This is a genomic window from Pelagimonas varians, assembly GCF_003208435.1.
GTDB classification, from domain to species: domain Bacteria; phylum Pseudomonadota; class Alphaproteobacteria; order Rhodobacterales; family Rhodobacteraceae; genus Pelagimonas; species Pelagimonas varians.
Map to the genome: position 1 here is coordinate 211,398 of NZ_QKMF01000005.1, position 23,132 is coordinate 234,529.

Annotated in this window: 26 protein-coding genes; 8 read left to right on the top strand and 18 right to left on the bottom strand. The window is 54.9% G+C overall.

The genetic code is table 11. The features are described from left to right. Positions 1–73: 73 nt before the first annotated feature. Positions 74–1,378 carry a sensor histidine kinase gene (locus C8N36_RS08805; protein ID WP_170125839.1) on the top strand — a complete coding sequence of 435 codons (1,305 nt, stop codon included), beginning with the start codon at positions 74–76 and terminating at the stop codon, positions 1,376–1,378. Between the two features lie 61 nt (positions 1,379–1,439). On the opposite strand, the gene rpmE is transcribed toward C8N36_RS08805, so the two are convergent. The 6 genes from rpmE to C8N36_RS08835 form a co-directional block, all read right to left on the bottom strand. Next, entirely contained in the window at positions 1,440–1,661 is a 222-nt protein-coding gene (gene rpmE / locus C8N36_RS08810; protein ID WP_097804337.1) for a 50S ribosomal protein L31, read from the bottom strand. A gap of 11 nt (positions 1,662–1,672) precedes the next feature. Next, positions 1,673–2,053 (bottom strand): 50S ribosomal protein L19, encoded by a 381-nt coding sequence (gene rplS, locus C8N36_RS08815; protein WP_097804338.1) that lies wholly within the window; start codon positions 2,051–2,053, stop codon positions 1,673–1,675. A gap of 290 nt (positions 2,054–2,343) precedes the next feature. Further along, positions 2,344–2,772: a universal stress protein gene (locus C8N36_RS08820; protein WP_097804339.1), complete on the bottom strand. Its 429-nt coding sequence runs from the start codon at positions 2,770–2,772 to the stop codon at positions 2,344–2,346. Then, positions 2,769–5,369 (bottom strand): TRAP transporter permease, encoded by a 2,601-nt coding sequence (locus tag C8N36_RS08825; protein ID WP_097804340.1) that lies wholly within the window; start codon positions 5,367–5,369, stop codon positions 2,769–2,771. Before C8N36_RS08825 ends, C8N36_RS08820 begins: the two co-directional genes overlap by 4 nt. 87 nt (positions 5,370–5,456) lie before the next feature. Further along, on the bottom strand, positions 5,457–6,428 hold the full coding sequence (locus C8N36_RS08830) for a TAXI family TRAP transporter solute-binding subunit (protein WP_097804341.1): 972 nt from the start codon (positions 6,426–6,428) through the stop codon (positions 5,457–5,459). A 94-nt stretch (positions 6,429–6,522) separates the two neighbouring features. After that, on the bottom strand, positions 6,523–7,410 hold the full coding sequence (locus tag C8N36_RS08835; protein WP_097804342.1) for a MurR/RpiR family transcriptional regulator: 888 nt from the start codon (positions 7,408–7,410) through the stop codon (positions 6,523–6,525). 145 nt (positions 7,411–7,555) lie between these two features. Here C8N36_RS08835 and C8N36_RS08840 point away from each other — a divergent pair, with 145 nt between their 5' ends. The 4 genes from C8N36_RS08840 to C8N36_RS08855 are packed head-to-tail and all read left to right on the top strand — an operon-like array spanning position 7,556 to position 12,463. Further along, positions 7,556–9,943, top strand: coding sequence for a GcvT family protein (locus C8N36_RS08840; RefSeq protein WP_097804343.1), 2,388 nt, complete (start codon positions 7,556–7,558; stop codon positions 9,941–9,943). A 3-nt stretch (positions 9,944–9,946) separates the two neighbouring features. Further along, the gene (locus C8N36_RS08845) at positions 9,947–10,705 is read left to right on the top strand and encodes a beta-keto acid cleavage family enzyme (protein WP_097804344.1); all 759 of its coding nucleotides are present in this window, start codon (positions 9,947–9,949) and stop codon (positions 10,703–10,705) included. Then, the gene (locus C8N36_RS08850; protein ID WP_097804345.1) at positions 10,702–11,127 is read left to right on the top strand and encodes a GNAT family N-acetyltransferase; all 426 of its coding nucleotides are present in this window, start codon (positions 10,702–10,704) and stop codon (positions 11,125–11,127) included. The genes C8N36_RS08845 and C8N36_RS08850 overlap by 4 nt, the downstream gene beginning before the upstream one ends. Position 11,128: 1 nt before the next feature. Next, complete coding sequence (locus C8N36_RS08855) at positions 11,129–12,463, top strand: aspartate aminotransferase family protein (RefSeq protein ID WP_097804346.1); 1,335 nt, start codon at positions 11,129–11,131, stop codon at positions 12,461–12,463. A 133-nt stretch (positions 12,464–12,596) separates the two neighbouring features. Here C8N36_RS08855 and trmD read toward each other — a convergent pair whose 3' ends face one another. The 11 genes from trmD to ffh all read right to left on the bottom strand — a co-directional run bounded on the left by trmD (position 12,597) and on the right by ffh (position 20,057). Further along, positions 12,597–13,397, bottom strand: a complete 801-nt coding sequence (gene trmD, locus C8N36_RS08860) for a tRNA (guanosine(37)-N1)-methyltransferase TrmD (RefSeq protein ID WP_097804347.1) — start codon at positions 13,395–13,397, stop codon at positions 12,597–12,599. Between the two features lie 65 nt (positions 13,398–13,462). Beyond that, a complete protein-coding gene (locus C8N36_RS08865) occupies positions 13,463–14,458 on the bottom strand; it encodes a hypothetical protein (RefSeq protein WP_170125840.1) in 996 nt (331 codons plus the stop codon). A 405-nt stretch (positions 14,459–14,863) separates the two neighbouring features. After that, positions 14,864–15,373 carry a ribosome maturation factor RimM gene (gene rimM / locus C8N36_RS08870; protein WP_097804349.1) on the bottom strand — a complete coding sequence of 170 codons (510 nt, stop codon included), beginning with the start codon at positions 15,371–15,373 and terminating at the stop codon, positions 14,864–14,866. After that, complete coding sequence (locus C8N36_RS24130; RefSeq protein WP_170125841.1) at positions 15,366–15,515, bottom strand: hypothetical protein; 150 nt, start codon at positions 15,513–15,515, stop codon at positions 15,366–15,368. Before C8N36_RS24130 ends, rimM begins: the two co-directional genes overlap by 8 nt. Before the next feature lie 73 nt (positions 15,516–15,588). Further along, positions 15,589–15,954, bottom strand: coding sequence for a 30S ribosomal protein S16 (gene rpsP / locus C8N36_RS08875; RefSeq protein ID WP_097804350.1), 366 nt, complete (start codon positions 15,952–15,954; stop codon positions 15,589–15,591). Positions 15,955–16,003: 49 nt separating this feature from the next. Further along, the gene (locus C8N36_RS08880; protein ID WP_097804351.1) at positions 16,004–16,309 is read right to left on the bottom strand and encodes a chorismate mutase; all 306 of its coding nucleotides are present in this window, start codon (positions 16,307–16,309) and stop codon (positions 16,004–16,006) included. Further along, a complete protein-coding gene (locus C8N36_RS08885) occupies positions 16,302–16,904 on the bottom strand; it encodes a GNAT family N-acetyltransferase (RefSeq protein WP_097804352.1) in 603 nt (200 codons plus the stop codon). Before C8N36_RS08885 ends, C8N36_RS08880 begins: the two co-directional genes overlap by 8 nt. Further along, on the bottom strand, positions 16,904–17,497 hold the full coding sequence (locus C8N36_RS08890; RefSeq protein WP_245910771.1) for a GNAT family N-acetyltransferase: 594 nt from the start codon (positions 17,495–17,497) through the stop codon (positions 16,904–16,906). The genes C8N36_RS08885 and C8N36_RS08890 overlap by 1 nt, the downstream gene beginning before the upstream one ends. Further along, the gene (locus tag C8N36_RS08895) at positions 17,494–18,027 is read right to left on the bottom strand and encodes a GNAT family N-acetyltransferase (RefSeq protein ID WP_097804353.1); all 534 of its coding nucleotides are present in this window, start codon (positions 18,025–18,027) and stop codon (positions 17,494–17,496) included. The genes C8N36_RS08890 and C8N36_RS08895 overlap by 4 nt, the downstream gene beginning before the upstream one ends. Further along, positions 18,027–18,548: a GNAT family N-acetyltransferase gene (locus tag C8N36_RS08900; protein WP_097804354.1), complete on the bottom strand. Its 522-nt coding sequence runs from the start codon at positions 18,546–18,548 to the stop codon at positions 18,027–18,029. The genes C8N36_RS08895 and C8N36_RS08900 overlap by 1 nt, the downstream gene beginning before the upstream one ends. Positions 18,549–18,551: 3 nt before the next feature. Beyond that, complete coding sequence (gene ffh, locus C8N36_RS08905) at positions 18,552–20,057, bottom strand: signal recognition particle protein (RefSeq protein WP_097804355.1); 1,506 nt, start codon at positions 20,055–20,057, stop codon at positions 18,552–18,554. Between the two features lie 401 nt (positions 20,058–20,458). Between ffh and C8N36_RS08910 the strand changes: the two genes are divergently transcribed. The 3 genes from C8N36_RS08910 (at position 20,459) to C8N36_RS08920 (ending at position 22,630) form a co-directional block, all read left to right on the top strand. Then, the gene (locus tag C8N36_RS08910; RefSeq protein WP_141468023.1) at positions 20,459–20,680 is read left to right on the top strand and encodes a hypothetical protein; all 222 of its coding nucleotides are present in this window, start codon (positions 20,459–20,461) and stop codon (positions 20,678–20,680) included. 172 nt (positions 20,681–20,852) lie between these two features. Further along, positions 20,853–21,734 carry a LysR family transcriptional regulator gene (locus tag C8N36_RS08915; protein ID WP_097804357.1) on the top strand — a complete coding sequence of 294 codons (882 nt, stop codon included), beginning with the start codon at positions 20,853–20,855 and terminating at the stop codon, positions 21,732–21,734. A 26-nt stretch (positions 21,735–21,760) separates the two neighbouring features. Continuing rightward, positions 21,761–22,630, top strand: coding sequence for a DMT family transporter (locus C8N36_RS08920; protein ID WP_097804459.1), 870 nt, complete (start codon positions 21,761–21,763; stop codon positions 22,628–22,630). Here the strand turns inward: C8N36_RS08920 and C8N36_RS08925 are convergent. Next, positions 22,612–22,953: an ArsR/SmtB family transcription factor gene (locus tag C8N36_RS08925; RefSeq protein ID WP_097804358.1), complete on the bottom strand. Its 342-nt coding sequence runs from the start codon at positions 22,951–22,953 to the stop codon at positions 22,612–22,614. The two genes, C8N36_RS08920 and C8N36_RS08925, sit on opposite strands and share 19 nt — an antisense overlap. Positions 22,954–23,132: the final 179 nt, after the last annotated feature.

Here is a 23,132-nt window from a genome sequence, read left to right on the forward strand (position 1 = left end):
TATGTCATTGGGGTGAGACAGTGCAATGGAACGCCCGCCATGTGTTCCAGAAAAAACCGTTTTGGGTACAAGAATGAGTAGCGAGTACAGGCAGGAAATCGATCGTTTGATCCGGATCGAATACGGGGAAACAGCCGAACTGGTTTTGCGGTTCCTTGGTCTGTGCTTTGGATCTGTATTGCTTTTTTTGTATACCGGTTGGGCGATAGCTTGGCTCTGGCCATTGGGTTTTTTTGTTGCACAGGCGCAGTACTACGGGTTTTTGAAAACCCGCAACGAGATCTGTACAGAAGGCGACTGCAAGATCGCCGCAGGGCTGTTTTTACTAATCTTAACCTCGTTTCTTTGGATGCCGGCTGTAATGGCAAGCCAGAACGACACTGTATTGGTGTTCGCAGGCTCCACGTTGATGGCAACTGCGATGGTTTTTTTGGTGAGGCGTGGCGATACAGCCTGGCCTTTTGTGCTGGGCGGGGTTCTGGTCGTTTGTTGCATGTATCTGGCAGTGTTTTGGTTTCGACCATTTGATGGCGCGGATCCCGTAGCGACATGGGGTGTGCTCATCGCAAATCTGGTTTTGGTTGGATATCTGGCACAGGCTTTGTTGATTTCGCGAAGATCCAGACTGCGGGCCGTCGCCGCAACTGAACGGGCCATGCAAGAGCAAAAAATGTCGGCGGTGGGCGCACTCGCTGGTGGGGTCGCACATGATTTCAACAATATGCTGACCGCCATAATCGGCAATTTGGAATTGGCTCGCGAGTTGCCAGATGAGGATGAGCGGCAAACGGTTTTGAACGAAGCCCATAATTCTGCCAAGCGGGCGGAAGCTGTTGTGAAACAGTTGCTGATCTATTCCAGAAAGGCCCCGGCATTCCACACAGACATGGATATAAACGTCGCCGTTGCGAGGATGATGGGGTTGGCGCAGCGGTTGATCCCTGCATCTGTGACAGTCGTCTTGAAGTCCCCTCAATCCTCGCTTGGGGTGCGGGTGGACGATTCGCAATTGATGACTGCCCTTATTAATCTGGTAGTAAATGCAGTGGACGCGATGCCCGAGGGAGGGACACTTCGGATTGTGACCAGCCTCGAAAGGGCCAAAACGGGAAACAGCATGGCAGACGGCGGCGTTTTGCCAGTCGGCGACTACGCAGTGATCCGAGTGTGCGACACTGGCATGGGGATTTCAGAGCAGGATTTGCACAAGGTGGTGCAGCCGTTCTACAGCACCAAACCCACAGGCAAAGGAACAGGGTTGGGCTTGTCGATGGTTTTGGGCTTTGCACGTGACCACGGCGGGGCACTACAACTTGTCAGCTCCCCGTCGGGAACGGAGGCCGCAGTCTGGCTGCCTTGCTTGGGCGCGCGGGCTTGACCTCAAACGAAAAACGCCGCCCAAAAGGACGGCGTTTCGAAACGTGTAAAAGCAAGGGTTCTTAGAAGCCCAGGCCTTCGTATTTCTTTTTGAACTTGGAAACACGGCCGCCTTGGTCGAGCAGACGCGAGTTGCCGCCGGTCCATGCAGGGTGCACGGTGGGATCAATGTCCAACACCAATGTGTCGCCTTCTTTGCCCCATGTGGTGCGGGTTTCGAAGGTGGAACCGTCGGTCATTTTGACGGTGACGAGGTGGTACTCGGGATGCAGATCTTTTTTCATCTCGTCGGTCCTTATGACTTGGCCTTGAGGGGCTTGTAGGTTGAATCTTCTGCGATACGGGCAGATTTGCCACGACGCGAACGCAGATAGTAAAGCTTGGCGCGGCGCACACGGCCACGGCGAACAACTTCAATGTATTCGATGTTGGTGGAATGCAGTGGGAACACACGTTCCACGCCTTCACCAAAGGAAATCTTGCGAACGGTGAACGAACCCGAGATGCCCTTGCCGTTTTTACGGCTGATGCAAACACCTTCGTAGTTCTGTACACGGCTACGTGTACCTTCGGTCACCTTAAAGCCTACGCGAATGGTGTCGCCGGCTTTGAAGTCGGGGATGTCTTTCCCCAGCGCAGCAATTTGCTCCGCTTCGAGCTGTGCGATCAGGTTCATCTGATCTCTCCTTCATGTACGTCGCGGTTTGCCCGCGGATAATTTCTAGTCAGAGCTTTGATCCAAAAGGATAAAAGATACACCAGCTATTCTTTGTTGTTTGCATGACCCCCGAAACGATCGCTGCATACCCAAAGGCACTGAGTCGCCCCAGTGCCAGTAAGATGCGCCCTTCTAGGGCGCAAACCCCTTAAAAGCAAGGGTGAAACGACGGCGGGCTCCCCAAAACTCAAGCGGAGATTAGATGGCCAGCGAGCCGCCTGAACGGCAGCGCTGGCCATCGCCCAAATTCAGTCACGTACGACAAGAACCGAGCAGGGTGCGTATCGGGCAACTCGGGCTGAATTCGGTCCCTGAAGCCGGTCCACCAGATCCGGTTTGTGAGCCCCCAAAATGACCAAATCGGCTTTGGAGACATTGATTGCCTCCAAGATCATTTCATACGGGGTGCCGATTTCAACGATATGTTGGACCTTTCCAAAGTCTTTAAGGGTCTCGGCCACAAATTCATGCAGCTTGTCGTTTGCCGCTTTGACTGCGGACTTCATGGTGCCTTCTTTGAAGAATGAACCGACAATCGTCATCCCATAGTCGGGCACCACCGTGACAACGCTGAGCGAGGCCCCGTGGAATTTCGCCAGTTCAGCGGCGGTTCTGAGAATGCTGACCTCTGTTTCCAAATGGGACAGATCAACTGCGCATAAAATGTGCTTGGTCATGCTGGAACCCCTTCCGTCGTTTTACGTTTGCGGCGCATCTGAAGCATGTAGACAAAGCCAAGGAGAAGGAAGGCGGGAAGGTAGAACAGCTCTTTTGGCATCCGTTCTGATGCGACTTCTACTTCGACCAGCTCCCAGTCAAAATCGATGCCAAGTTGCTCTGACGGGCCACCAAAGTTCAGGTTGTCGACGAATAGCGCACCGTCTTCGCTGCGAAATTCGATTCCGGCCCCGTCATAAAGCCGATCAACGCCTTCCGCTCCAACTTCACCCAAGGGCAAAAGATAACGGGCATCAATCGGGTCCCCATTCAGGTTTTCCCCTGTCAGGCGGACCCTAACAGATCCATTTTCAGGTGCGGATTTTGCAAGGTCAAAGATTTCGGTGGATGCACGGGTTTCAAACTCTGGCTGCAGACGATCAAGGAAGAACGCAGGTTGGAAGAGTGTGAAGGCAACAAGCAAGAGAGCGGCGCTTTCCCAAAGGCGGGATTTGACCATGAAGTAATTCATCGTTCCTGCCGCAAACAGCAGCATCGCAATGGTGGCGATGATAAAGATAAAGACTGCTTGATAAGGTCCCACATCGATCAACAACAGATCCGTGTTGAAGATGAACAAGAACGGCAGCAACGCGGTGCGGATCGAATAAAAGAACGCTTGGAAACCGGTTTTCAGCGGATCGCCCTTTGAGATCGCCGCAGCCGCAAAGCTGGCCAATCCAACAGGCGGTGTCACATCTGCCATAATGCCGAAGTAGAAGACAAACATGTGTACCGCGACCAAAGGCACGATCAGGCCGTTTTGCGCGCCAAGCTCAACCACAACGCCCGCCATAAGTGAGCTTACGACGATGTAGTTTGCAGTTGTCGGCAAACCCATCCCCAAAATGATCGAGATAACGGCCACAAAGAACAGCATAGCCAAGAGATTGCCGCCAGAGAGGAATTCGACAAATTCCGCCATGACCTGACCGATACCTGTCAGTGTAACAGCGCCAACGATGATACCCGCGACGCCCATCGCGGCGGCAAGGCCAATCATGTTGCGCGCGCCGATGATCAGGCCTTCGGCGATGTCGGCAAAGCCGCTACGCAACTGGGCCGCCACATCCGTTTGGCCGCGAAAGAATGCCTTGAGCGGGTTTTGCGTGGCTAGAATGACCAGCATCGCGATGGTCGACCAAAAGGCCGAAAGCCCCGGCGATTTGCGTTCGATCATCAGCAGATACATCAAGAGCAAGATCGGCATCAGGTAGTGAATACCGGTTTTGAAGATCTCACGGGTTGGCGGTAGATGCTGCATGCTATCCAGGCTCATTTCCAGATCCGGACCTTTGGCGGCAAACCGCACCGCAGCAACATATGCAATGGCCATGCCCAAAACGATGGTCCAGGTGGCTGCGCCCCCCAAGAGCGATTGGGCTGTGTCAACGATCACACCGCACAGGAACAGGGTTCCGCCAGCGATCACAATGGAAATCGCGATGATGAAAATCGCGCCCAGCATGAATTTGACCGGATGCATGCGGCTTGTGCCGGGCATGTTCATCTTTAACGCTTCGAGGTGAACGATATAAACCAGTGCGATATAGGAAATCGCAGCCGGAACGATGGCAGTTTTGACCACCTCGACATAGGAAATGCCGACATATTCAGTCATCAAAAACGCAACAGCGCCCATTACAGGTGGGGTCAGAACCCCGTTGATGGACGAGGACACTTCGATCGCGCCCGCCTTGCTGGATGGGAAGCCCACCTTTTTCATAAGCGGAATGGTGAACGTACCGGTGGTCACCACGTTGGCAATGGAAGAACCGGAAATCAGGCCCGTAGCCGCACTTGCGATAACCGCAGCTTTGGCTGGCCCGCCGCGTAGGTGGCCCAAAGATGCAAACGCCAGTTTGAGGAAATAGTTGCCCGCGCCTGCCTGATTGAGCAGGGCACCAAACAACACAAACAAAAAGACAAAACCCGATGACACCCCAAGAGCGACACCAAAAACACCTTCGGTTGTCAGCCACATGTGGCTCATGGCTTTGTTCAGCGAAGCGCCTTTCCATTGAACAACGTCAGGAAGCCCTGACCATGATCCAAAGAAAACATACGCAAGGAAGAAGAGCGCGACACCCATCAGCGGGAAGCCAAGGGACCGACGTGCGGCCTCCATCAGCAGCACAATCCCGACGGCGGCGACCGCAACATCAAGGGTGTTGGGCGCACCAGACCGCGCCGCGACGCCGCTATAGGCATAAAACAAATAGGAAGACGCAAGCGCGCCGATGATTGCAATCACCCAAGTGGCGATTGGAATGTGGTGCCGGGGGCTGTTTTTCAAACCGGGGAACGCAATGAATGCCAGCAATACAGCAAAGCCCAAGTGAATCGCGCGCGTTTGTGTATCGTTCCAAACGCCGACGCCCAGAATGAACGGCAAAGGAGACGCGATCCAAAGCTGATACAGCGACCAAAACAATGGAATGTACCAAAGCGCGTTGCGCCCAAATGCATCTTTAGGAAGCCGTCCGCCCGTATCGCTGTCGGCGACAAAGTCCTCAAGACTGCTGTCGTTAGGTTCGGTAGTATCCGGTTGTGTCATGACGCCCCCTGAATGTTTCTACTAAAAAAAACGCCTCCGCCGGTTCGTGGACCGCCGGAGGCTATATTTGTTCCTAGTCAGACAGGATTACTTCCAACCGCGCTCGGCGTAGTACTTCATTGCGCCGGGGTGAATGTCAGCGGAAAGACCGTCAACGATCATTTCGCTTTCTTTCAGGCGGGCAAAGGCAGGGTGCAGTTTCTTGAAGTCGTCAAAGTTTTCGAAAACGGCTGATACAACCGCATAGACAACTTCGTCGGGTGTGTTGGCTGAGGTAACGAATGTCGCCTTTGGACCCCATGATGCGATGTCATCAGGGTTGTTAGGGTACATGCCGCCGGGGATCGTCGCCGCCGCATAGGCTTTGTTTTCGGCCAGCAGCTTGTCGATGCCTTCACCGGTCAAGGCAAGAATTTTCACATCGCAAGACGATGTTGCTTCTTGGCTGGAACCGTTTGGCAGGCCAGCGGCCCAGATTGTCGCGTCGATTTTGCCATCACACAGAGCAGCGGACTGCTCGGATGATTTCAGCTCGGCCGCAAGGGCGAAATCGTCGGACGATAGACCGCTGTAGTTTAGCAGTGTTTCGGCCAGAACGCGGGTGCCGGAACCGGGGTTCGCGATGTTCACTTTTTTGCCGGCCATGCTGGCAACATCTGTGATACCGCTGTCCATGCGGGCCATGACGTGCATTGGCTCAGGGTGGACCGAGAACAGGGCGCGCAGCTCGGGGAATGGGCCGTCTGCTTCGAAGGCACCGGTACCTGCCAAGCCAGCGGCCTGAACGTCTGACTGCACTACGCCGAAATCAAGTTCACCGGCGCGGATGGTCCGCGTGTTGTAAACCGAACCACCAGTGGATTCGACCGAGCACCGGATGTTGTGCTCTTTGCGGCCTTTGTTGACCAAACGGCAGATCGCGCCGCCGGTGGGATAGTATACGCCGGTTACGCCGCCGGTACCGATTGTGATGAACTGTTGGTCTGCAGCTGATGCAGCACCTGCAAAGCCCATGCTAGCAAGGGCAATTGCTGCGAACATGTTTTGTTTGAAAGCCATACTAGTAAGTCTCCCCAGACTGATATTTCGCGCTTAACGCGCTTTTGAGTGTGAACCGAAGCATGAAGATGTTTTCTTGGATGTCACTCAAAAACTAATGTTTTTTATTAGCAGTCCAGTACGCGTTGTTGTCTTTGCGTAAGTCTTCATACGATTTGATTCTTGTCTTTGCTGCATCGCCGCCAAGGCGGACAAGTAGCGCTAACAGGTTCTCTAATATTGCCATTACGCCAGCATAGCAACCAAAGTGGTGGGTACTGATAACAGAAGCGATGAGCGTTTCCTCAGCCGTGAACTCAGTTGACACCACGTCACTGTCTGAAATCAAAATGACTTTGACACCACGTGCCCGCGCGAATTTGCAGGCCTCGATTGTTTCGCGCGAATAGGGGGAAAAGGTGATAGCGATCATTACGTCGCCGTCGCTGGCTGTGTTCAACTCATCGACTGCGCTGTTCATGTGTCGCGGGATTAATTGCAATGATGGCAATGCCATACGGCCAACGTAGTGGAAATAGTAGGCCATCGCATAGCTGGCGCGTACAGCGGTCAAATAGACGTTGGGGGCGGACAGCAACAAGTCGGCGACCCGTTCCATTTTCTCCAGTGTTTGCCGTTCCAATGATTTGTGTACCAGTCCGATGGCATTTGTTCCGGCGTCTGCGAGCACTTCGCCAATCTGCCCCTTGCTGCGCAGCGCATCGATCCATTCGGGCTGCGCATCCATGGGGGAGGAGGCAACCAGCGCTTGTCGAAACGGCGTGCGGAGATCTTCAAAACCGTCAAAACCGAGTGTTTTTGCCATGCGCACAAGGGTGTAGGTGCTGACCTCGCATTTGCGAGCCGTCTCCCGAATCGAATCCAGTCCAAAGTCGGACGGTTGGTCGAGAACGTATTTGGCAACACGCTGCAGGCGGGGCGGCATGGATGAATAACCGTCCTTAAGCGCTGATATTGTTTTGTTTTTTAGCGTCGGGTCCATTCTGAATCGATTCCTTCAAATCGTCGAGGTGCAAAACAAATGTTATTTTTTCTGAGTATTGACTAACTTTGTAATTATGGAAACTTCTGACGGGAAATAAAAAACTATATCGGCCTATTTCGGCCAAAGACGTTTAGGAAACACAATGTCCAATCTTCCAGCGCAGGCTTCGGTAGTGGTTATCGGGGGCGGCATCATGGGATGCTCAACGCTATATCACCTTGCAAAAATGGGGGTGTCGGATGCGATTTTGCTGGAACGCAACAAGCTGACATCAGGAACCACTTGGCATTCTGCAGCGCAGGTGCGGGCTTTGCGGCATTCGCACAACCTGACGCGGATGATCCAGTATTCCGTCGACCTGTACAGCCAGCTTGAGCAAGAAACGGGTCAGAACGTTGGCTGGATCCAAAAAGGATCTCTGTCGATTGCGACCAATCCCGATCGCCTTACGCATATCAAACGCCAAGAGGCATTGGCCCATGCTTACGGTATTGACGCGAAATCCATCAGCGTCGGTGAGGCCAAGGAGCGCTGGCCGCTGATGTATGCGGAGGACGTGTTGGGCGCGGTTTGGTCGCCGGAAGATGGCCGCGTGTCACCGTCTGATGTGTGTGCGGCCTTGGTTAAAGCGGCCAAAGGGCTGGGCGCGAAACTGTTTGAAAACACCGGGGTCACCGGCATTCTGACAGAAAATGGCAAGATTACTGGCGTAGAGACATCGCAAGGCACAGTCATGTGTGATGCCATAGCGCTGTGCACCGGATTGTGGTCCCGCGAAGTCGGGGCAATGGCCGGTGCCGAAGTTCCTGCTTTGGCGTGCGAGCATTTCTATTTATTGACCAAGCCGATTGACGGCATAACTGGCAACATGCCGACACTCAGTGACCACGATAATCATCTTTATGTTCGGGATGATAGCGGCGGTTTGCTGGTTGGCTGCTTTGAACCCATGGGCAAACCGATTGCCCCCGGCATTCTGGACGAAGCCTTTGAATTTGGCCTGCTGTCCGAGGACTGGGATCATTTTGAACCGATGATGGAGCTGGCTTTGCACCGGCTTCCCGCGCTGGAAACAGCCGAGGTTAAAATGCTGCTGAACGGCCCTGAAAGTTTTACTCCGGACGGAACATTCATGCTGGGCGAAACTGCTGAAACACGCGGGCTGTTTCTTGGATGTGGCATGAATTCGGTCGGAATGGCATCGGGCGGCGGCGCGGGGATGAACCTTGCGCATTGCATTGTCCACGGTCACACGGCCTATGATTTGTCCGAAGCAGATGCAAAGCGGTTTGCACCTGTGTTCAATTCGGTCGAGCATTTGATGGCCCGCGCGCCGGAAATCTTGGGAACGCACTATGATATTGCCTACCCGGGCAAGCAACTTGCGACAGGCCGGAATATGCGCGGACTGCCTCTGGACAGTGAATACCGCGAAGCGGCAGCACATATGGGGCAGGTTTATGGCTGGGAGCGGCCGCTCTATTTCGGCAAGACAAGCGAGCCTGTTTTGAAGTTTGGCCGCCCCGACTGGTTTGAAAACGTGGGGGCTGAAGTAAAGGCAGCGCATGAAGAGGCCGCGATTTTTGATGCGTCTCCTTTTGGTAAGATTGATGTCACAGGCAAAGATGCAGAAGCGTTTTTGCTTAAAACTTGTGCAGGCTACATGGGCCGGGCACCGGGGTCAGTAATCTATAGCGCTGTCTTGAATGACCGCGGCACCTTTGAAAGCGACATCACGGTTCACCGCTTGGCAGCGGACCACTACCGCCTGTTTGTCGGGACAAATGCGATCAAGCGCGACCTGTCATGGTTCAAGCGCGCCTCTCACGGCTTTGATGTATTATTGACCGACGTGACCGAAGATTGGGCGGTTTTAGGACTGATGGGACCCAAGGCTGCGGCTATCGCCAAAGAGCTGGGCGGTGATTTGGATGGAATCGGTTACTTCAAACATGCCGAGGGCCAATTGGCGGGTATCGCGGTGCGGGCCGCGCGTTTGTCTTACGTTGGCGAAGCGGGCTGGGAAATCACCTGTAAGGCCAGCGAAGCGTCGGTGCTTTACGCCGCCATGACGCAGCTGGGCGCACGTCCTGCGGGCTTGTTCGCGCAGACATCCATGCGGGTCGAAAAGGGCTTTTGCGCGATGGGGCACGAACTGGACAGTGACATCAATCCGATCGAATGCGGTCTGGATTTTGCGACGCGGAAAAAGGGCGGATTTACCGGTTTCGAGGCCCTGGAAGCGCGGCGTGCAGAGAGGGCGATCAATCGGGTGATTTCCTTGGTTCTGGACGATGATCAGGCGGTTCCGGTCGGGCATGAACCGATCTATCTGGACGGCAAGATAGTTGGTCAGACCAGCACCTGTGCCTTTGGATATCGCGTTGGAAAACCGATTGCTTTGGGTCATGTGTCATTGCCGGTTGCGGACGGGACTACTGTCCAACTGGATATCGCCCGCCAATTGTATTCTGCAACCGTCACGCTGGGGCCGCTGTTTGATCCGGCGGGCAGCCGGATGAAGACCTAAACGATGGCAAATCCGTTTATCATGGTGGCCCCGAATGGTGCCCGCCGCAGCAAGGCAGATCACACCGAAATACCGATCTCGATCTCCGAGACGGTGGACACGGCTGTGGCTTGCTATGCTGCGGGTGCGCAGGGCATCCATTTACACATTCGCGATGAGGCGGGCAGGCATTCGTTGGATTCCGGCCGCTATCTTGAGGCGCTTGGGGAACTGAATTCGGCCGTGCCTGACCTTCGGGTGCAGATTACCACTGAATCTGCGAATTTGTTTGACACGTCGCAGCAGCTTGCCTGTTTAGAGCAGGTGCGCCCTGACTGGGCTTCGGTCTCGATTCGCGAAATCGCGCGCAATCCTGCATTGGCGGATCGCATCTACGGCACCTGCGCCGCAAACGGGACAGCGGTACAACATATTTTGTATGACACTCAGGATGTCGAGCTACTGAAAAGCTGGCAGGCACAAGGCATCGTTCGGCCTGACCAGACCGGGGTGATTTATGTGCTTGGGCGATATTCAAAAGGGCAGGCATCCGATCCTGCCGACTTGATGCCCTTTCTAGATGCGGATGAAGGTCGGGAAAGCTGGATGGTCTGCGCTTTTGGCCGGTATGAACACCAATGCCTATTGGCTGCGGCGGCTTTTAGCGGTGATCTGAGGGTGGGGTTTGAAAACAGTCTTAACGGAACAGACGGTCTGATTTATTCAGATAATGGGGCTTCGGTCGCGGCCCTGAACCGTCGACTACAAGGAATTGCGGCATGATCCGTATCGAAACGCTTGAGGATCCTACACCGGCTTTGCCAGTTCTTCGAGAATTGCGCGGCACAATTGGAGAAAAGACGTTTCAAACCCGTCTACAGGCAGCCCAAAAGGCTGGATATCAGATGATGGCGGCGTTTCAGGCCGAGGATGTTGTTGGCGTTCTGGGATACAGAATTGTGCATGACATCTGCTGGGGCCAAACGTTTTTCATCGATGATCTCGTGGTCACTGCTTTGGGACGTGGCCACGGGGTTGGCGGGGCTTTGCTTGGTCACGCCACCCAAACCGCCCATCAACTGGAATGCGATCACATCCGCCTGTGCAGCGGCCTGACCCGTGTGGATGCTCATCGGTTTTATGAAGCTCACGGTATGACCGGATTCAGCAAACAATTTGTTCTCGCCCTTAACGGAGGCCAATAACATGAGCCACGTCTTTCCCCGCCACTGTCATTCCGAATTGCCAACCGCCGTCGCCGGTGATGGGTGCTATCTCATTGACGCCGATGGCAAACGCTATTTTGACGGCTCCGGCGGTGCGGCTGTTTCTTGTCTGGGTCATTCCAATGCGCGCGTCCGCCAAGCGATCAAGGACCAAGTCGATAAACTGGCCTTTGCGCATACCGGTTTTTTGACCTCGGAACCGGCCGAGGCTTTGGCCGATTTGCTTATCGAACACGCACCAGGCGATCTGGATCGGGTGTATTTTGTCTCAGGGGGATCCGAAGCCGTGGAAAGCGCGATAAAACTGGCGCGCCAATACCACTTGGAAAACGGAGAGCCGCAGCGCCGTCACTTGATTGCCCGCCGTCAAAGTTATCACGGCAATACGCTTGGGGCGCTGTCCGCCGGTGGCAATGCATGGCGGCGCCAGCAATTTGCACCTTTGTTGGTAGAGATGAGCCATATCGCACCATGCTATGAATATGCAGAGCGGTTGGAGACGGAAAGTCTGGAAGATTACGGCCAACGTGTCGCCCAAGAGCTAGAGGACGAAATCTTGCGTCTGGGTCCAGAGACCGTCATGGGCTTTATTGCCGAACCGGTTGTCGGCGCGACCCTTGGTGCTGTGCCCGCCGCCCCCGGCTATTTCGCCCGTATCCGCGAGATTTGCGATAAATACGGCGTGCTGTTGATCTTGGATGAGGTGATGTGTGGCATGGGCCGGACGGGGCATTTGTTTGCTTGCAATGCAGACAATGTCCAACCGGATATCCTCTGTGTCGCCAAAGGGTTGGGGGCCGGATATCAGCCGATTGGCGCGATGCTCTGTAGCAAATCGATCTATGATGCGATTGCGCAGGGGTCAGGGTTCTTTCAGCATGGCCATACCTATCTGGGTCATCCGGTTGCTGCCGCCGCTGCGCTGGCAGTGGTTCGAGAAATGCTGGATCACGACCTTATTGCACAGGTCAACAGTCGGGGCGCGTATTTGGAGACGCAGCTACGACACCGCTTTGGACAACACGCACATGTTGGCGATGTTCGGGGGCGCGGGTTGTTTTGGGGGGTGGAATTGGTTGCGGATCGCCAGACCAAAGCGCCTTTTGATCCATCCTTGGGACTGGCCGGGAAGCTTAAAAAAGCAGCCTTTGCCGAAGGGTTGATTTGCTACCCGATGCCTGGCACGCGCGATGGCCGTGTGGGGGATCATATCCTGCTGGCACCGCCCTTTATAGCTAGTGAGGCCGAGTTGGACCAAGCATTGGACATGTTGCAAAGCGCTTTGGAAAAGACTTTGGAAGCCATCCAGACTTAGGGAAAGAAGCCCCATCCCTGCGTTATTGGGGCAGGGATGGGGGCGTTATATGCAGCGGCGACAGTCTAGGTTTCTGATATGTTGTTCCTGATTATAGATCTTGAACTGGGTTGTGGCATTTGACTGGTTTCGGTCACTCTTGGTCTTTGTGTTTGGCCCAAAGGTCCGGACGACGCTGTTGAGTAAGCTCTTCGCTCTTCTCTCGACGCCATTCGGCGATCTTTCCGTGATGACCAGACATCAAAACCGGAGGAATCTCATGCCCTTCCCAATCTGCGGGACGGGTATATTGAGGATGCTCCAAAAGCCCGTCTGAATGGCTTTCGTCGACTGTGCTTTCTGCATTTCCGAGCACGCCGGGTAGGAGGCGAACGGTGGCGTCCAGCATCGCTTGGGCCGCGATTTCACCGCCGGTCAAAACAAAGTCTCCCAGTGACACTTCGGCAATATTGTAGTGGTCGAGAACCCGTTGGTCGACGCCTTCAAACCGGCCGCAAATCATCGTGATGCCGGGCAGTTCGGCCCAGTCGCGTGCCATCTGCTGATCAAATCGTTTGCCGCGTGGTGACAGGTACACCAACGGACCGGGCGCGCGACGCAAAGCGTGCTCAATCGCGTGGCCCATAACATCCGGACGCATGACCATTCCAGCCCCGCCACCCGCTGGCGTGTCATCTACATTGCGATGCTTGCCTTCGCCGAAAATACGCAAATCAACAGTTGATAGCTGCCATTTGCCTTCCTTATGGGCTTTGCCTGTCAGGCTTTCGCCTAAGACACCGGGAAATGCGCCGGGGAACAGGGTAATGACCTGCGCCTGCCATGCACGGGCAAGATCGGGTTGATGGGTCATCAACTCGCGTGGCTTTAAGGTCGGGCGCATGGTTTTACGGCCATGGCTTTTGGTGTGCTTCGAAGGATTCTGATCTGACATAGGGTGCCTTGCTTTGCGCCTGTCCTACCGCGCAAGTCGGGGTTGGGGCAAGCAGATCGCCGCTGTCATGATAGGGATTCAAACGCAGCCTCAAAACAATCCGCTTGGCGTGGCGGCTGTGTCAGGCACGACCTGTGCAAATCCCACAGGTCGCGATTGCGCGGGGCCCGACCATCATATTCGACAAACAGGCAATGCGGCGCAATCCAACCGCCACCGCCCGCGTGTTCTTGCATGTACTCAAGCTCATCTTCAAAGAGCGGTTTTAGTGTTCGGACATCCAGAGCCGGACTTAAAGCCAACTCGGACAGTTTATAAAAACTGTCATTCCATGCGCCGATCAAACCCTGAACCGCGGTCAAAAATTCTGTATCGCCTTGGGCCAAAGCCGTGCGCAGTGCCTGTTCTTTTGCGAGGCGTCCGAAAAATGCGGCGACGGTGGACCTGTTCACGTCCTTTTGCTGCAAACACCACACTGCGGCGCGGCGCTGATCGGGGTTCGACAGGTCGTGACGGGTCACAACATGGTGCCAAAGATCTATGTCCGCAGCCCCCAGCCCCTGAAGTAGAGCGATCATAGGTCGGGCCGTATCCGCACCGTTTGTCCACAGGTCCCGCGTGGCAACAAAGGCACCATAGTCACGATCAAAAGCTGTGCGGCGCAGGGCGATTGCGTCGATTTCATCACGCAGGTCCAGCATAGTTTCAGGGCGGGCAAACAGCTGTGCAATGCGCCCCGCTTCGCCGGGATCGGAGCGGAGCAAAGTATTGATCAAATACAACTCGCAGCGCTGAAGTTCGCTAAGTTTTGTCAAATCCTTGGTTTTCCAGCCCAGCATCAAACCGCGTAGGGTAAGTGCGATGACGTTGTCACGGCACGGAGGAGCACCCGGCGGCTGGAACTCTCTCCCAACAGACATGACCCGCAACAACTCACGCAACATGAAATCCTGGTTGGGAAGCTTTCTCTTTTGTGCATTCGACAAATCGGATTGTAGCAAAGTTTCGGCGCGCCGCCCCCCAGATGTGAACTTACGGATGCGGATTGGTTCAAGGCGCATTGATGCCATCAGTGCATATGCGCTTCCAAGGCCACTCACCGCGACGGCAATCCCGGAGAGAGGGAGTGCCGCAGCAAGGGCGGGGCCTAGGGCCATTCCTGTCAATAAAATCCGATACACTTTACGTCCACTTACCAATAATTCGATTTCTCGATTACGGCTAAAATTGGACTAAAATTGTGGCGCTATGTTGGTAGGAAACTTCCAATTTTCACGATTATGAAGCTGAGGCGTGGAAAATACGCGGGTATCGCCGCCTATTGTTTCCCATAGTCGGGTCAATAGGGCTCACGCGCATTGGAGTCAGGGCGCAACTAAGGAATCTATGCGGCAATTGGATGTTGGTGTTCGTATGCAGCGCGCCAAAACATGACGGTCCAAATTTTGCAGACTAGGGTCGGGGTTTTAGTCGAACAGACCCTCAGGAGGATCGCAGACAATACGGCCCACCGACAAGTCAACCGTCGGCACCACGGCCATTGTGAAAGGGAGCAAAACAGTTTTGCTTTGGCTTGGAACGGTCAGTTCCAGTAGGTCTGTGGCCCCGTGATTGTGGACGGCATGCACGCGGCCCAGAATGTTGCCGCCGGTGTCGACCACCTCAAGCCCCATCAGATCTGTATAATAGTATTCATCGTCGGGTAGGCTGGGGAGGACTTCGCGCGGAACGTGCAATTCTGTTCCGCTCAGGGCGTCGGCCTCTTCCTTGGTTCCGACACCCGACATGCGGGCTGCAAAACCGTTTTTCAACGACCGCGTGATTTGAATGGCGTCAAAGCTGTGCGATCCGTCCTTGGTGAACAGGGGCGTATAGCTGGCGATAGCTTGGGGGTCTGCGGTAAAACTTTTGATGCGCACTTCTCCGTGGACGCCAAATGCACCAGAGATTGTTCCTACGCAGATCATATCAGCCATTGTTGCCTCCAACATTGCAAAGCCCTCGGGTCCAAGACCCGCCTGCTTGATCGCAAATGGTTTTTTGATTGTCACGTTCAAATAAGATTCCGGCAAGAAATGCCAGCATCACAAAGACCACAAGCCGGATCAGGCGGAACATGAAACGCCCCCTTCAGGCAAACCTATTGATGTACCGGCGAGAATGTCCCGCCGGTACACAAATCGAGTGAGGCTTATGCCTCGGCAGCAGCTTCAGCGGCGTCAGCAGCTTTGGATGCTTTTTCTTCGGCGCGCTCTTTGGCTTTTTTGCCTGGCTCGCCTTTTTTCAGGTTGGAACGCTCTTTTTTGGCAACAACGCCAGCCGCTTCGAGGAAGCGCGATACGCGGTCAGTGGTCTGAGCGCCTTCGCCGAGCCAGTACTGGATGCGCTCAACGTTCATTTTCACACGCTCTTCGCTGTCTTTTGGCAGCAGGGGGTTGTATGTGCCCAGCTTTTCTACAAAGCGGCCGTCACGTGGCATGCGGCTGTCCGCAGCAACGATCCGGTAAAAGGGGCGCTTTTTGGAACCGCCGCGGGCGAGACGAATTTTAATAGCCATTGTTGATCTCCTTAGATGGCGTTTGGGCTGCATAGGGCGCAGCCCGAATTCAAGATTGGTGTTGTTTGTGGTGTTGGATGACTTCCTGAATGATGAAATTCAGGAATTTCTTAGCGAATTCCGGGTCAAGATTGGCCTGGTCCGCAAGGTCTTCTAGCCGCGCGATCTGATTGGCTTCGCGCGCGGGGTCGGAGGGCGGGAGGTCATGAGTTGCCTTCAGCACCCCCACAGCCTGAGTGTGTTTGAAACGCTCGCCCAAGGTATAGACAAGAATGGCGTCAAGCCGGTCAATGCTATCGCGGTGCTCCTTGAGCACCTCGGCGGCGCGGGCGACGGTGTCAGTTGTATCAGTCAAGAGCCCAACCTTTCGGTTTAAAGAGAGGATCGGCGTAATGCGCGATTTCCATATCGATGCCATGGCCCAACTGGCTTTGCAGTTGTTCCAGCGTGGGGTGGCGATAGACGGCGTCATGGCCGTCAACCGTCGCAGCATTGTGGTCTTTGGTACAGCCAAGACGTTCGGCCAACCGGATACTGTCGAGGTTCTTGGGATCGATATAGCTCACGGCGGTTGTCCAGCCGAGATCGTGGTAGAAATGGCGGCGCACGCAGTCAGCGGCTTCAAGTGCGTATCCATGGCCCGACTGGTCAGGCCAGATGATCCATGCGATTTCACGTTCAGGCCATTTGGCCGGGAACCAGCCACCGGCCATACCAACGGTTTCGTCTGTGTCTTTCAGGTGGATCATCCACATGCCATAGCCACGGATTTCCCAATGGCCGATTTCTGCGGCGTAGAGCATCCATGTTTCATAGGCATTGAGCGGCCCCCCCATGTAACGGGACCGGTAAGACGAAAATGTAGCTTTGAAATCCGGGTAGTCCTCGGGATCGGGGCCGCGCAAGACCAATCGGCGGCTTTCGAGGGTTGGAATATCGCGATGTCCCATCAGGCGGCTCCTTGTGCGTAGTGACGAAAGACCAACGTGTGGCCGTCGTCGCTTGCGGTATTTTCTGTTTCGGAGTCCCGTGCCGCGCCCAGTTTTTCCAGCAAGCGGATACAACGAATGTTATCTACGTCAACAAAAGAGGCGACTGTGCCCCATTTCAGTGCGTCAAAGGCATAGGCGCGGGCGGCGATCATCGCTTCCTCGGCAAACCCCTGGCCTTCTGCGCTGTCGGTCAAAAACACGCCAAGACCGACTTCGGGATCGTCATAGTCGTAGCCGAGTAGAACAAACCCTGCTGAGGGTGTGGTCTGGGCATCAACGGTCCAAAGACCGTGGCCGTGAAGCATCCAAAGGGCTGTGTAGCCAGAAAAATTGGACCATGCTTCGGATCGGGTAAAGGGGCCGCCCATAGGAATGGAGCGGTCCGATTCCATGATCTTGGCATAGGCCTTGAAGTCATAGATGCGCGGTGCGCGTAATTGTAGGCGGCGGGTGTCCAGGGACGGAATTTTGCCGCCAAGACGGGCAGCCTGACGGGCGGCCGGACCGGGGCGATGCTGTTCGCAAGGGGTTATCAAAGCTGTGTCGTTCATGACAAAGCCTCTGGTCCCGGATGGCGCCACAGCTCATCTAAACCCATGCTGACGTTTTCATAGGTGCGTTCGTAAGTAGCCCCCAATCGTGCCGCCAGCGTTTTGGACCGCGCGTTGTCAGGCACGATGTTCGAGGTCAGGGTGGTAAAACCGAGATCGTCATAGGCGTAGCGGCGCACGCGCAAAGCTGCTTCATGGGCGATGCCCTTGCCTTCAAAGCCTTCAAAAACCACCCACCCGATTTCGGGTTCAGGCCAGCCTTCGGGGTTCCAGATGCCACAGATGCCAGCCGGTTTGCCCGTCGCCTTGTCAACGATGGTGAAATAGCCGTAGCCGTGCCAATGCCAGTGTCCAACATTCAGCGAAAACCAGCGCCAAGCATCGCCTCGGTTGGGCGACGCGCCAAATCCTTCTGCGCGCTCTTGGTCAAGAAGGAAGGCAATGACATGTTCCGCGTCATCGCGTTCAGGGCCGCGCAGGATTAGGCGGTCTGTTTCAAGACGGGGGGCTTGGGTGAGCTGAAAAGGCATTACGCGTATGCCTCCGGTGTGCCATCGGCATCGGGACGATGGCGGTAAACCAAATCCTCGGCGTCATAGTTTTCGGCGCTTGTATCGAGCGTCGCCCCAAGGCGGTTTGCCAAAGAAATCGAACGTTCATTGGTATTTTCAATATAGGAAACCAAGGTCTCCATACCTTGTTCCCAAGCCCAATGCAGCGCTGCTGTGGCCGCTTCTAGCGCGTAGCCTTTGCCTTCGTATCCGTCAAAAAGGATCCAGCCAATTTCCCGCTCCGGAAAATGTGGTGGCTGAGTGATGGCAACTTGGCCGATCAACTGACCGTCTTTGGTTTCAACCGCCCAGCCACCAAAGCCGACCAAGTCCCAACTGCCGATTTCCGACGAAAACCCATACCACAAGTGCGTTTTGTTCTGTGGTGAATTCACATGCTTCGCGCGGCTACCTTCAAAGAAGGCCGCGAAGGCATCCATGTCGCTCATGACATGTGGGCGCAACCGAAGGCGCGGGGTTTCAAGGATGGGCGCGGGCATGGGTTACTTCTTTTTTCCCAAACCAGACAAGCCGCCGGGCAAGCCCATGCCGCCCATACCGGGAAGGCCGCCGGGCATGCGTGAACCCAGCTGTTTGGCAGCCGCTTCCATTGCAGCAGGGTCCATCTGGGACGGGTCCATTCCAGCGGCAGCGCCGCCCTTGCCCATCATCCCCTTCATGGCTTGCTTCAGCATGCCACCTTTGCCCATCTTGCCCATTTTCTTCATCATATCAGACATTTGCCGCTGCATTTTCAGCAGCTTGTTCAGGTCCGACACCTGCATACCAGCACCGGCTGCGATGCGTTTCTTGCGGCTGGCCTGCAAAAGCTGTGGGTTGGCACGTTCGCGTTTGGTCATGGATTGAATCAGCGCGATTTGCTGTTTCAGCACTTTGTCGTCCATACCGGCATCGCCAACCTGCTTGGCCATTTTGCCCATACCGGGCATCATTTGCATCATGCCCTCCATGCCGCCCATCTTGATCATCTGCTCAAGCTGCATCTTGAGGTCGTTCATATTGAACTGACCCTTTGAAAACCGCTTCATCATTCGTTCGGCTTGCTCGGCCTCAAGCGTGCTTTGGGCCTTTTCGACCAAAGCCACGATATCGCCCATGCCGAGAATACGGCCGGCAACGCGCTCTGGCTCAAAGGTTTCAAGCGCTTCCATTTTTTCGCCAAGGCCGACGAACTTGATCGGCTTGCCGGTAACGGCGCGCATGGACAGGGCTGCACCGCCACGACCGTCGCCATCCATCCGGGTCAGTACAACGCCGGAAATACCGATACGGTCATCAAAGTTTTCCGCGGTGTGCACGGCATCCTGGCCCGTCAGGCCGTCGACGACCAGCAGCGTTTCACGCGGATTGGCGACATCGCGAACAGCTTCAACCTGCGCCATCAATTCTTCATCGATGGACAAACGGCCAGCAGTATCGAGCATATAGACGTCATAGCCACCCAAAGACGCCTGCGTTTTTGCACGCTTGGCGATGGCAACCGGATCTTCGCCTTTGACGATGGGTAGCGTGGTTACCCCAATCTGCTTGCCCAAGATCTCTAACTGTTCCATCGCCGCCGGACGATTGACATCCAACGAGGCCATCAGAACTTTTTTGCCGTCTCTTTCTGTCAGGCGCTTGGCCAGTTTGGCAGTGGTCGTGGTCTTACCAGACCCCTGTAGGCCAACCATTAAGATCGGTGCGGGGGCATTGTCGATTTTGAGCGAACCGGGCTCACCCTCACCTGCCAGTACGGCGATCAATTCGTCATGGACGATTTTGACAACCTGCTGACCGGGTGTGACCGATTTGGTCACGGACGCGCCTGTCGCTTTTTTCTCGACGGCTTTGATGAACTGGCGGGCAACCGGTAGCGAGACATCGGCCTCTAGCAAAGCGACCCGCACTTCGCGCATTGCGGTTTTTACGTCGTCAGCAGACAGCGCACCTTGCTTGGTCAGTCGATCAAAGACGCCGCCCAGGCGTTCGGACAGATTTTCAAACATGTCGCGGCCTCCTTCGTGCCGTGTAATTATAATGACTAAGGTCCATGTAGGATCCCAAGGCATGTCGTAAAACCCCAAAGGCAAAATGCCAGCCAATGCGGGAACGCCCCCGTGGGCGCAACGCGCTGACGGAGGTCGATCCCGGGCCAAGCCCAAGGGACCGGAAGATACATTTCTCCCGGATAGTTGGGGTTGATGTACGAGAGCCGCTTGGAAGAGTCAAGTTTGCTACTGTTTTACAATTAGGCATAAACCTGTTAGTTATGGCTAAGCGTTGCAAAACGCGCACGGTATAGGTGGGTTCATGCTAAAGTTTACACTCCGAGATTATTTTTTCTGGAAGTCCTGAACCGAATCCGCTACCCATCAAAAAGACCTTGCTATTTATAATGGAGTTTCAAATGAAAAAGCTGATCGCTTCTGTGTTGGTTTCGGCCGCCGTTGCAACCGCAGCATCTGCCGGTGGCTATGAAGAGCCAGCAGTAGTTGTTGTTGACGATGTATATGACGAAGTACCCGTTGCGGCATCTTCCTCGGGCATGGGCGCAGGCACCACTCTGGCAATCGTTGCCGGTGTTGTACTGGTTGGCGCTGCTCTGGCATCTGCTTCCGGCACTGACTGATATATCGCCAATTGCCACAGGTTTCCCTGTAGGCAGGCTTAAGTATACTAAACAGCGACCCTTTTGGGGTCGCTGTTTCTTTTTTGTCTGTCCATTTTGATGCGGCCCTTGCAATATCGAAATTAGGGCCAAACTCCTTGTTCTAAGACACAATAATAAAGACTGGGCAGTTATGCAAAACTGGGACGAAATCAGAACCGCATTTCACGTGGCGCGCATGGGGACTGTAAGCGGCGCGGCAGAGGAACTCGGGGTGCATCATGCGACGGTTATTCGTCATATTGATTCCCTAGAAGGCCGATTGGGCGTAAAGCTGTTTCAACGGCATACCCGTGGTTACACAGCAACCGAAGCGGGTGTTGACCTGCTTCGCGTGGCGCAAACCACCGACGATCAATTCCATCAGCTCGAAGGGCGAATCAAAGGGCGTGGCAACGATGTGACCGGCGAGCTTATGGTCACCTCCATTGCATCGTTCGCGCCTTTGCTGGTTCCGGCGTTGACCAGTTTCCAGAATAAATACCCTGATGTCGTAGTTCGGTTTTTGACCGGCGATCGGCTATTTCGCTTGGAGTACGGCGAGGCACATGTTGCACTGCGTGCCGGTTCGGTTCCATCCGAGCCGGATAATGTGGTGCAGCCCTTTATGAGCCAGCCCATCGCTCTTTACGCGAGCCGCGATTACATTTCCAAGCATGGAGAGCCCAAATCAATCGAGGCGCTGAAAGATCACCGATTTGTTGGCCATGACAGTATGGAAAGCCGCGCCCCGTTTCAGGTCTGGCTGCTTCGACACATTCCATTTGAAAATGTCGTGTTTCGGGGGACCGACTGGCGGTCTTTGGTCCATGCGATCCTTGCTGGAGCGGGTATCGGTTTTTTGCGGGTGAGCGAGGCGGCGTCCCATCCGGATTTGGTTCAGGTCATGCCGCCCCAAGATGAATGGGCCGCACCAATGTGGCTGGTAACTCATGTTGATTTGCACAGAACGGCCAAGGTGCAAGCCTTCTTGAAGCACCTAAAAGAAGATACATCGGCAGAGCGCCTTTCGTGACTGAGGCGCAGCGCGGACATGCGGCGATGTTGTGTTTCTCGGCTCTTGTCGCGGGATCGTTTTCGCTTGGGAGTATGTCCGCGCCCTATATCGATCCTGCAGTTCTGAACGCGGTGCGTTTTGTAATAGCTGCGTCTCTCATGTTGGTCCTAGCCGGTTTGAACAAACAGATGAGCCGCAAGGCTTGGGCTGCGCCGTGGCGCTATTTTGTGCTTGCAGGCCTGTTTGCCATCTATTTTGTCACAATGTTTGAAGGGCTCAAGACCGCTGCGCCTGTCAGTATGGCGGCAGTCTTTACGCTCAATCCGGCGCTCACCGCCGTGTTCGGGTTCTGGCTGGTCAGCCAGTTGACAACATTGCGGATGGCGATTGCGATTGCCGTTGGCGGCGTCGGGGCGCTTTGGGTGATTTTTCAGGGGGATCTGAATGCGGCCCTGCGCTTTGAGATCGGGCGCGGCGAAGCAATTTATTTCTGGGGCTGCATTGCCCATGCGTTGTATTCGCCCTTGCTACGCAAACTGAACCGCGGCGAGCCGGCCTTGGCTTTTACGGCCGGTGTCTTGACGGCGGGCGCGGTTATTCTGTGCATTTGGGCGGGGCGCGGATTGATCGAAACAGATTGGGCGTCTTTGCCGGGTATTGTCTGGATCACCATTATATACACCTCAGTGATCGCAACCGGTCTGACGTTTTTGATATTGCGCTACGCAACTTTGCGGCTGCCGTCAGCAAAAGTGATGGCTTATACCTATTTGGTGCCTAGTTGGGTGATCTTGTGGGAGCTGGCGCTTGGCCGTGCTGTCCCGTCTGCATTGGTTTTGCCCGGCGTTGCTTTGACAGCCTTGGCACTTTTGGTTTTGCTAAAAGACGAAGAGCCTCAGGTTGTGTCCGGGTGAGGCGGCGCATCATTTAACTCTGCCTCTAGGAACCGCTCGAATGCATCCAAATGCACAGGTTCGAATTGACCAAAGCTTTGCATCCAAACCGTCGCGTCGCGCAGAGCGCTGGGTTCCAGTTTGCACCATTTCACCCGGCCGCGCTTTTCCTGACTGATCAAACCGGCCCCGGCCAGAATCATCAGGTGTTTTGAAATCGCGGCCAGCGACATTTCAAATGGCTCGGCCACATCGGTGACTGCCATATCGTCTTCAAGCAGCATCGCTAGGATGCTGCGGCGGGTCGGATCGGCCAGTGCGGCAAAGACAGTGTCTAGGCTCATAATGGTGGGGTAGCCGTGGCGGGCGGATCGGTCAAGGTGCGGCGATTGTGGCGTGCAGTCTGATGCTCAACACATTGGTTGAATATGCGATTTTGACGAATTTGGGCCAAATCCCCCTGCGACGGAATAGCACTGTGTTTTGGGGTGTTGTATTTTTGATTTGTATTCAATCGGTTACC

Coding starts and splice junctions, on each gene's coding strand:
- C8N36_RS08805 (WP_170125839.1), top strand. CDS start 74: ATGAGTAGCGAGTACAGGCAGGAAATCGATCGTTTGATCCGGATCGAA.
- rpmE (WP_097804337.1), bottom strand. CDS start 1,661: ATGAAAAAAGATCTGCATCCCGAGTACCACCTCGTCACCGTCAAAATG.
- rplS (WP_097804338.1), bottom strand. CDS start 2,053: ATGAACCTGATCGCACAGCTCGAAGCGGAGCAAATTGCTGCGCTGGGG.
- C8N36_RS08820 (WP_097804339.1), bottom strand. CDS start 2,772: ATGACCAAGCACATTTTATGCGCAGTTGATCTGTCCCATTTGGAAACA.
- C8N36_RS08825 (WP_097804340.1), bottom strand. CDS start 5,369: ATGACACAACCGGATACTACCGAACCTAACGACAGCAGTCTTGAGGAC.
- C8N36_RS08830 (WP_097804341.1), bottom strand. CDS start 6,428: ATGGCTTTCAAACAAAACATGTTCGCAGCAATTGCCCTTGCTAGCATG.
- C8N36_RS08835 (WP_097804342.1), bottom strand. CDS start 7,410: ATGGACCCGACGCTAAAAAACAAAACAATATCAGCGCTTAAGGACGGT.
- C8N36_RS08840 (WP_097804343.1), top strand. CDS start 7,556: ATGTCCAATCTTCCAGCGCAGGCTTCGGTAGTGGTTATCGGGGGCGGC.
- C8N36_RS08845 (WP_097804344.1), top strand. CDS start 9,947: ATGGCAAATCCGTTTATCATGGTGGCCCCGAATGGTGCCCGCCGCAGC.
- C8N36_RS08850 (WP_097804345.1), top strand. CDS start 10,702: ATGATCCGTATCGAAACGCTTGAGGATCCTACACCGGCTTTGCCAGTT.
- C8N36_RS08855 (WP_097804346.1), top strand. CDS start 11,129: ATGAGCCACGTCTTTCCCCGCCACTGTCATTCCGAATTGCCAACCGCC.
- trmD (WP_097804347.1), bottom strand. CDS start 13,397: ATGTCAGATCAGAATCCTTCGAAGCACACCAAAAGCCATGGCCGTAAA.
- C8N36_RS08865 (WP_170125840.1), bottom strand. CDS start 14,458: ATGCGCCTTGAACCAATCCGCATCCGTAAGTTCACATCTGGGGGGCGG.
- rimM (WP_097804349.1), bottom strand. CDS start 15,373: ATGGCTGATATGATCTGCGTAGGAACAATCTCTGGTGCATTTGGCGTC.
- C8N36_RS24130 (WP_170125841.1), bottom strand. CDS start 15,515: ATGTTCCGCCTGATCCGGCTTGTGGTCTTTGTGATGCTGGCATTTCTT.
- rpsP (WP_097804350.1), bottom strand. CDS start 15,954: ATGGCTATTAAAATTCGTCTCGCCCGCGGCGGTTCCAAAAAGCGCCCC.
- C8N36_RS08885 (WP_097804352.1), bottom strand. CDS start 16,904: ATGGGACATCGCGATATTCCAACCCTCGAAAGCCGCCGATTGGTCTTG.
- C8N36_RS08890 (WP_245910771.1), bottom strand. CDS start 17,497: ATGAACGACACAGCTTTGATAACCCCTTGCGAACAGCATCGCCCCGGT.
- C8N36_RS08895 (WP_097804353.1), bottom strand. CDS start 18,027: ATGCCTTTTCAGCTCACCCAAGCCCCCCGTCTTGAAACAGACCGCCTA.
- C8N36_RS08900 (WP_097804354.1), bottom strand. CDS start 18,548: ATGCCCGCGCCCATCCTTGAAACCCCGCGCCTTCGGTTGCGCCCACAT.
- ffh (WP_097804355.1), bottom strand. CDS start 20,057: ATGTTTGAAAATCTGTCCGAACGCCTGGGCGGCGTCTTTGATCGACTG.
- C8N36_RS08910 (WP_141468023.1), top strand. CDS start 20,459: ATGAAAAAGCTGATCGCTTCTGTGTTGGTTTCGGCCGCCGTTGCAACC.
- C8N36_RS08915 (WP_097804357.1), top strand. CDS start 20,853: ATGCAAAACTGGGACGAAATCAGAACCGCATTTCACGTGGCGCGCATG.
- C8N36_RS08920 (WP_097804459.1), top strand. CDS start 21,761: ATGTTGTGTTTCTCGGCTCTTGTCGCGGGATCGTTTTCGCTTGGGAGT.
- C8N36_RS08925 (WP_097804358.1), bottom strand. CDS start 22,953: ATGAGCCTAGACACTGTCTTTGCCGCACTGGCCGATCCGACCCGCCGC.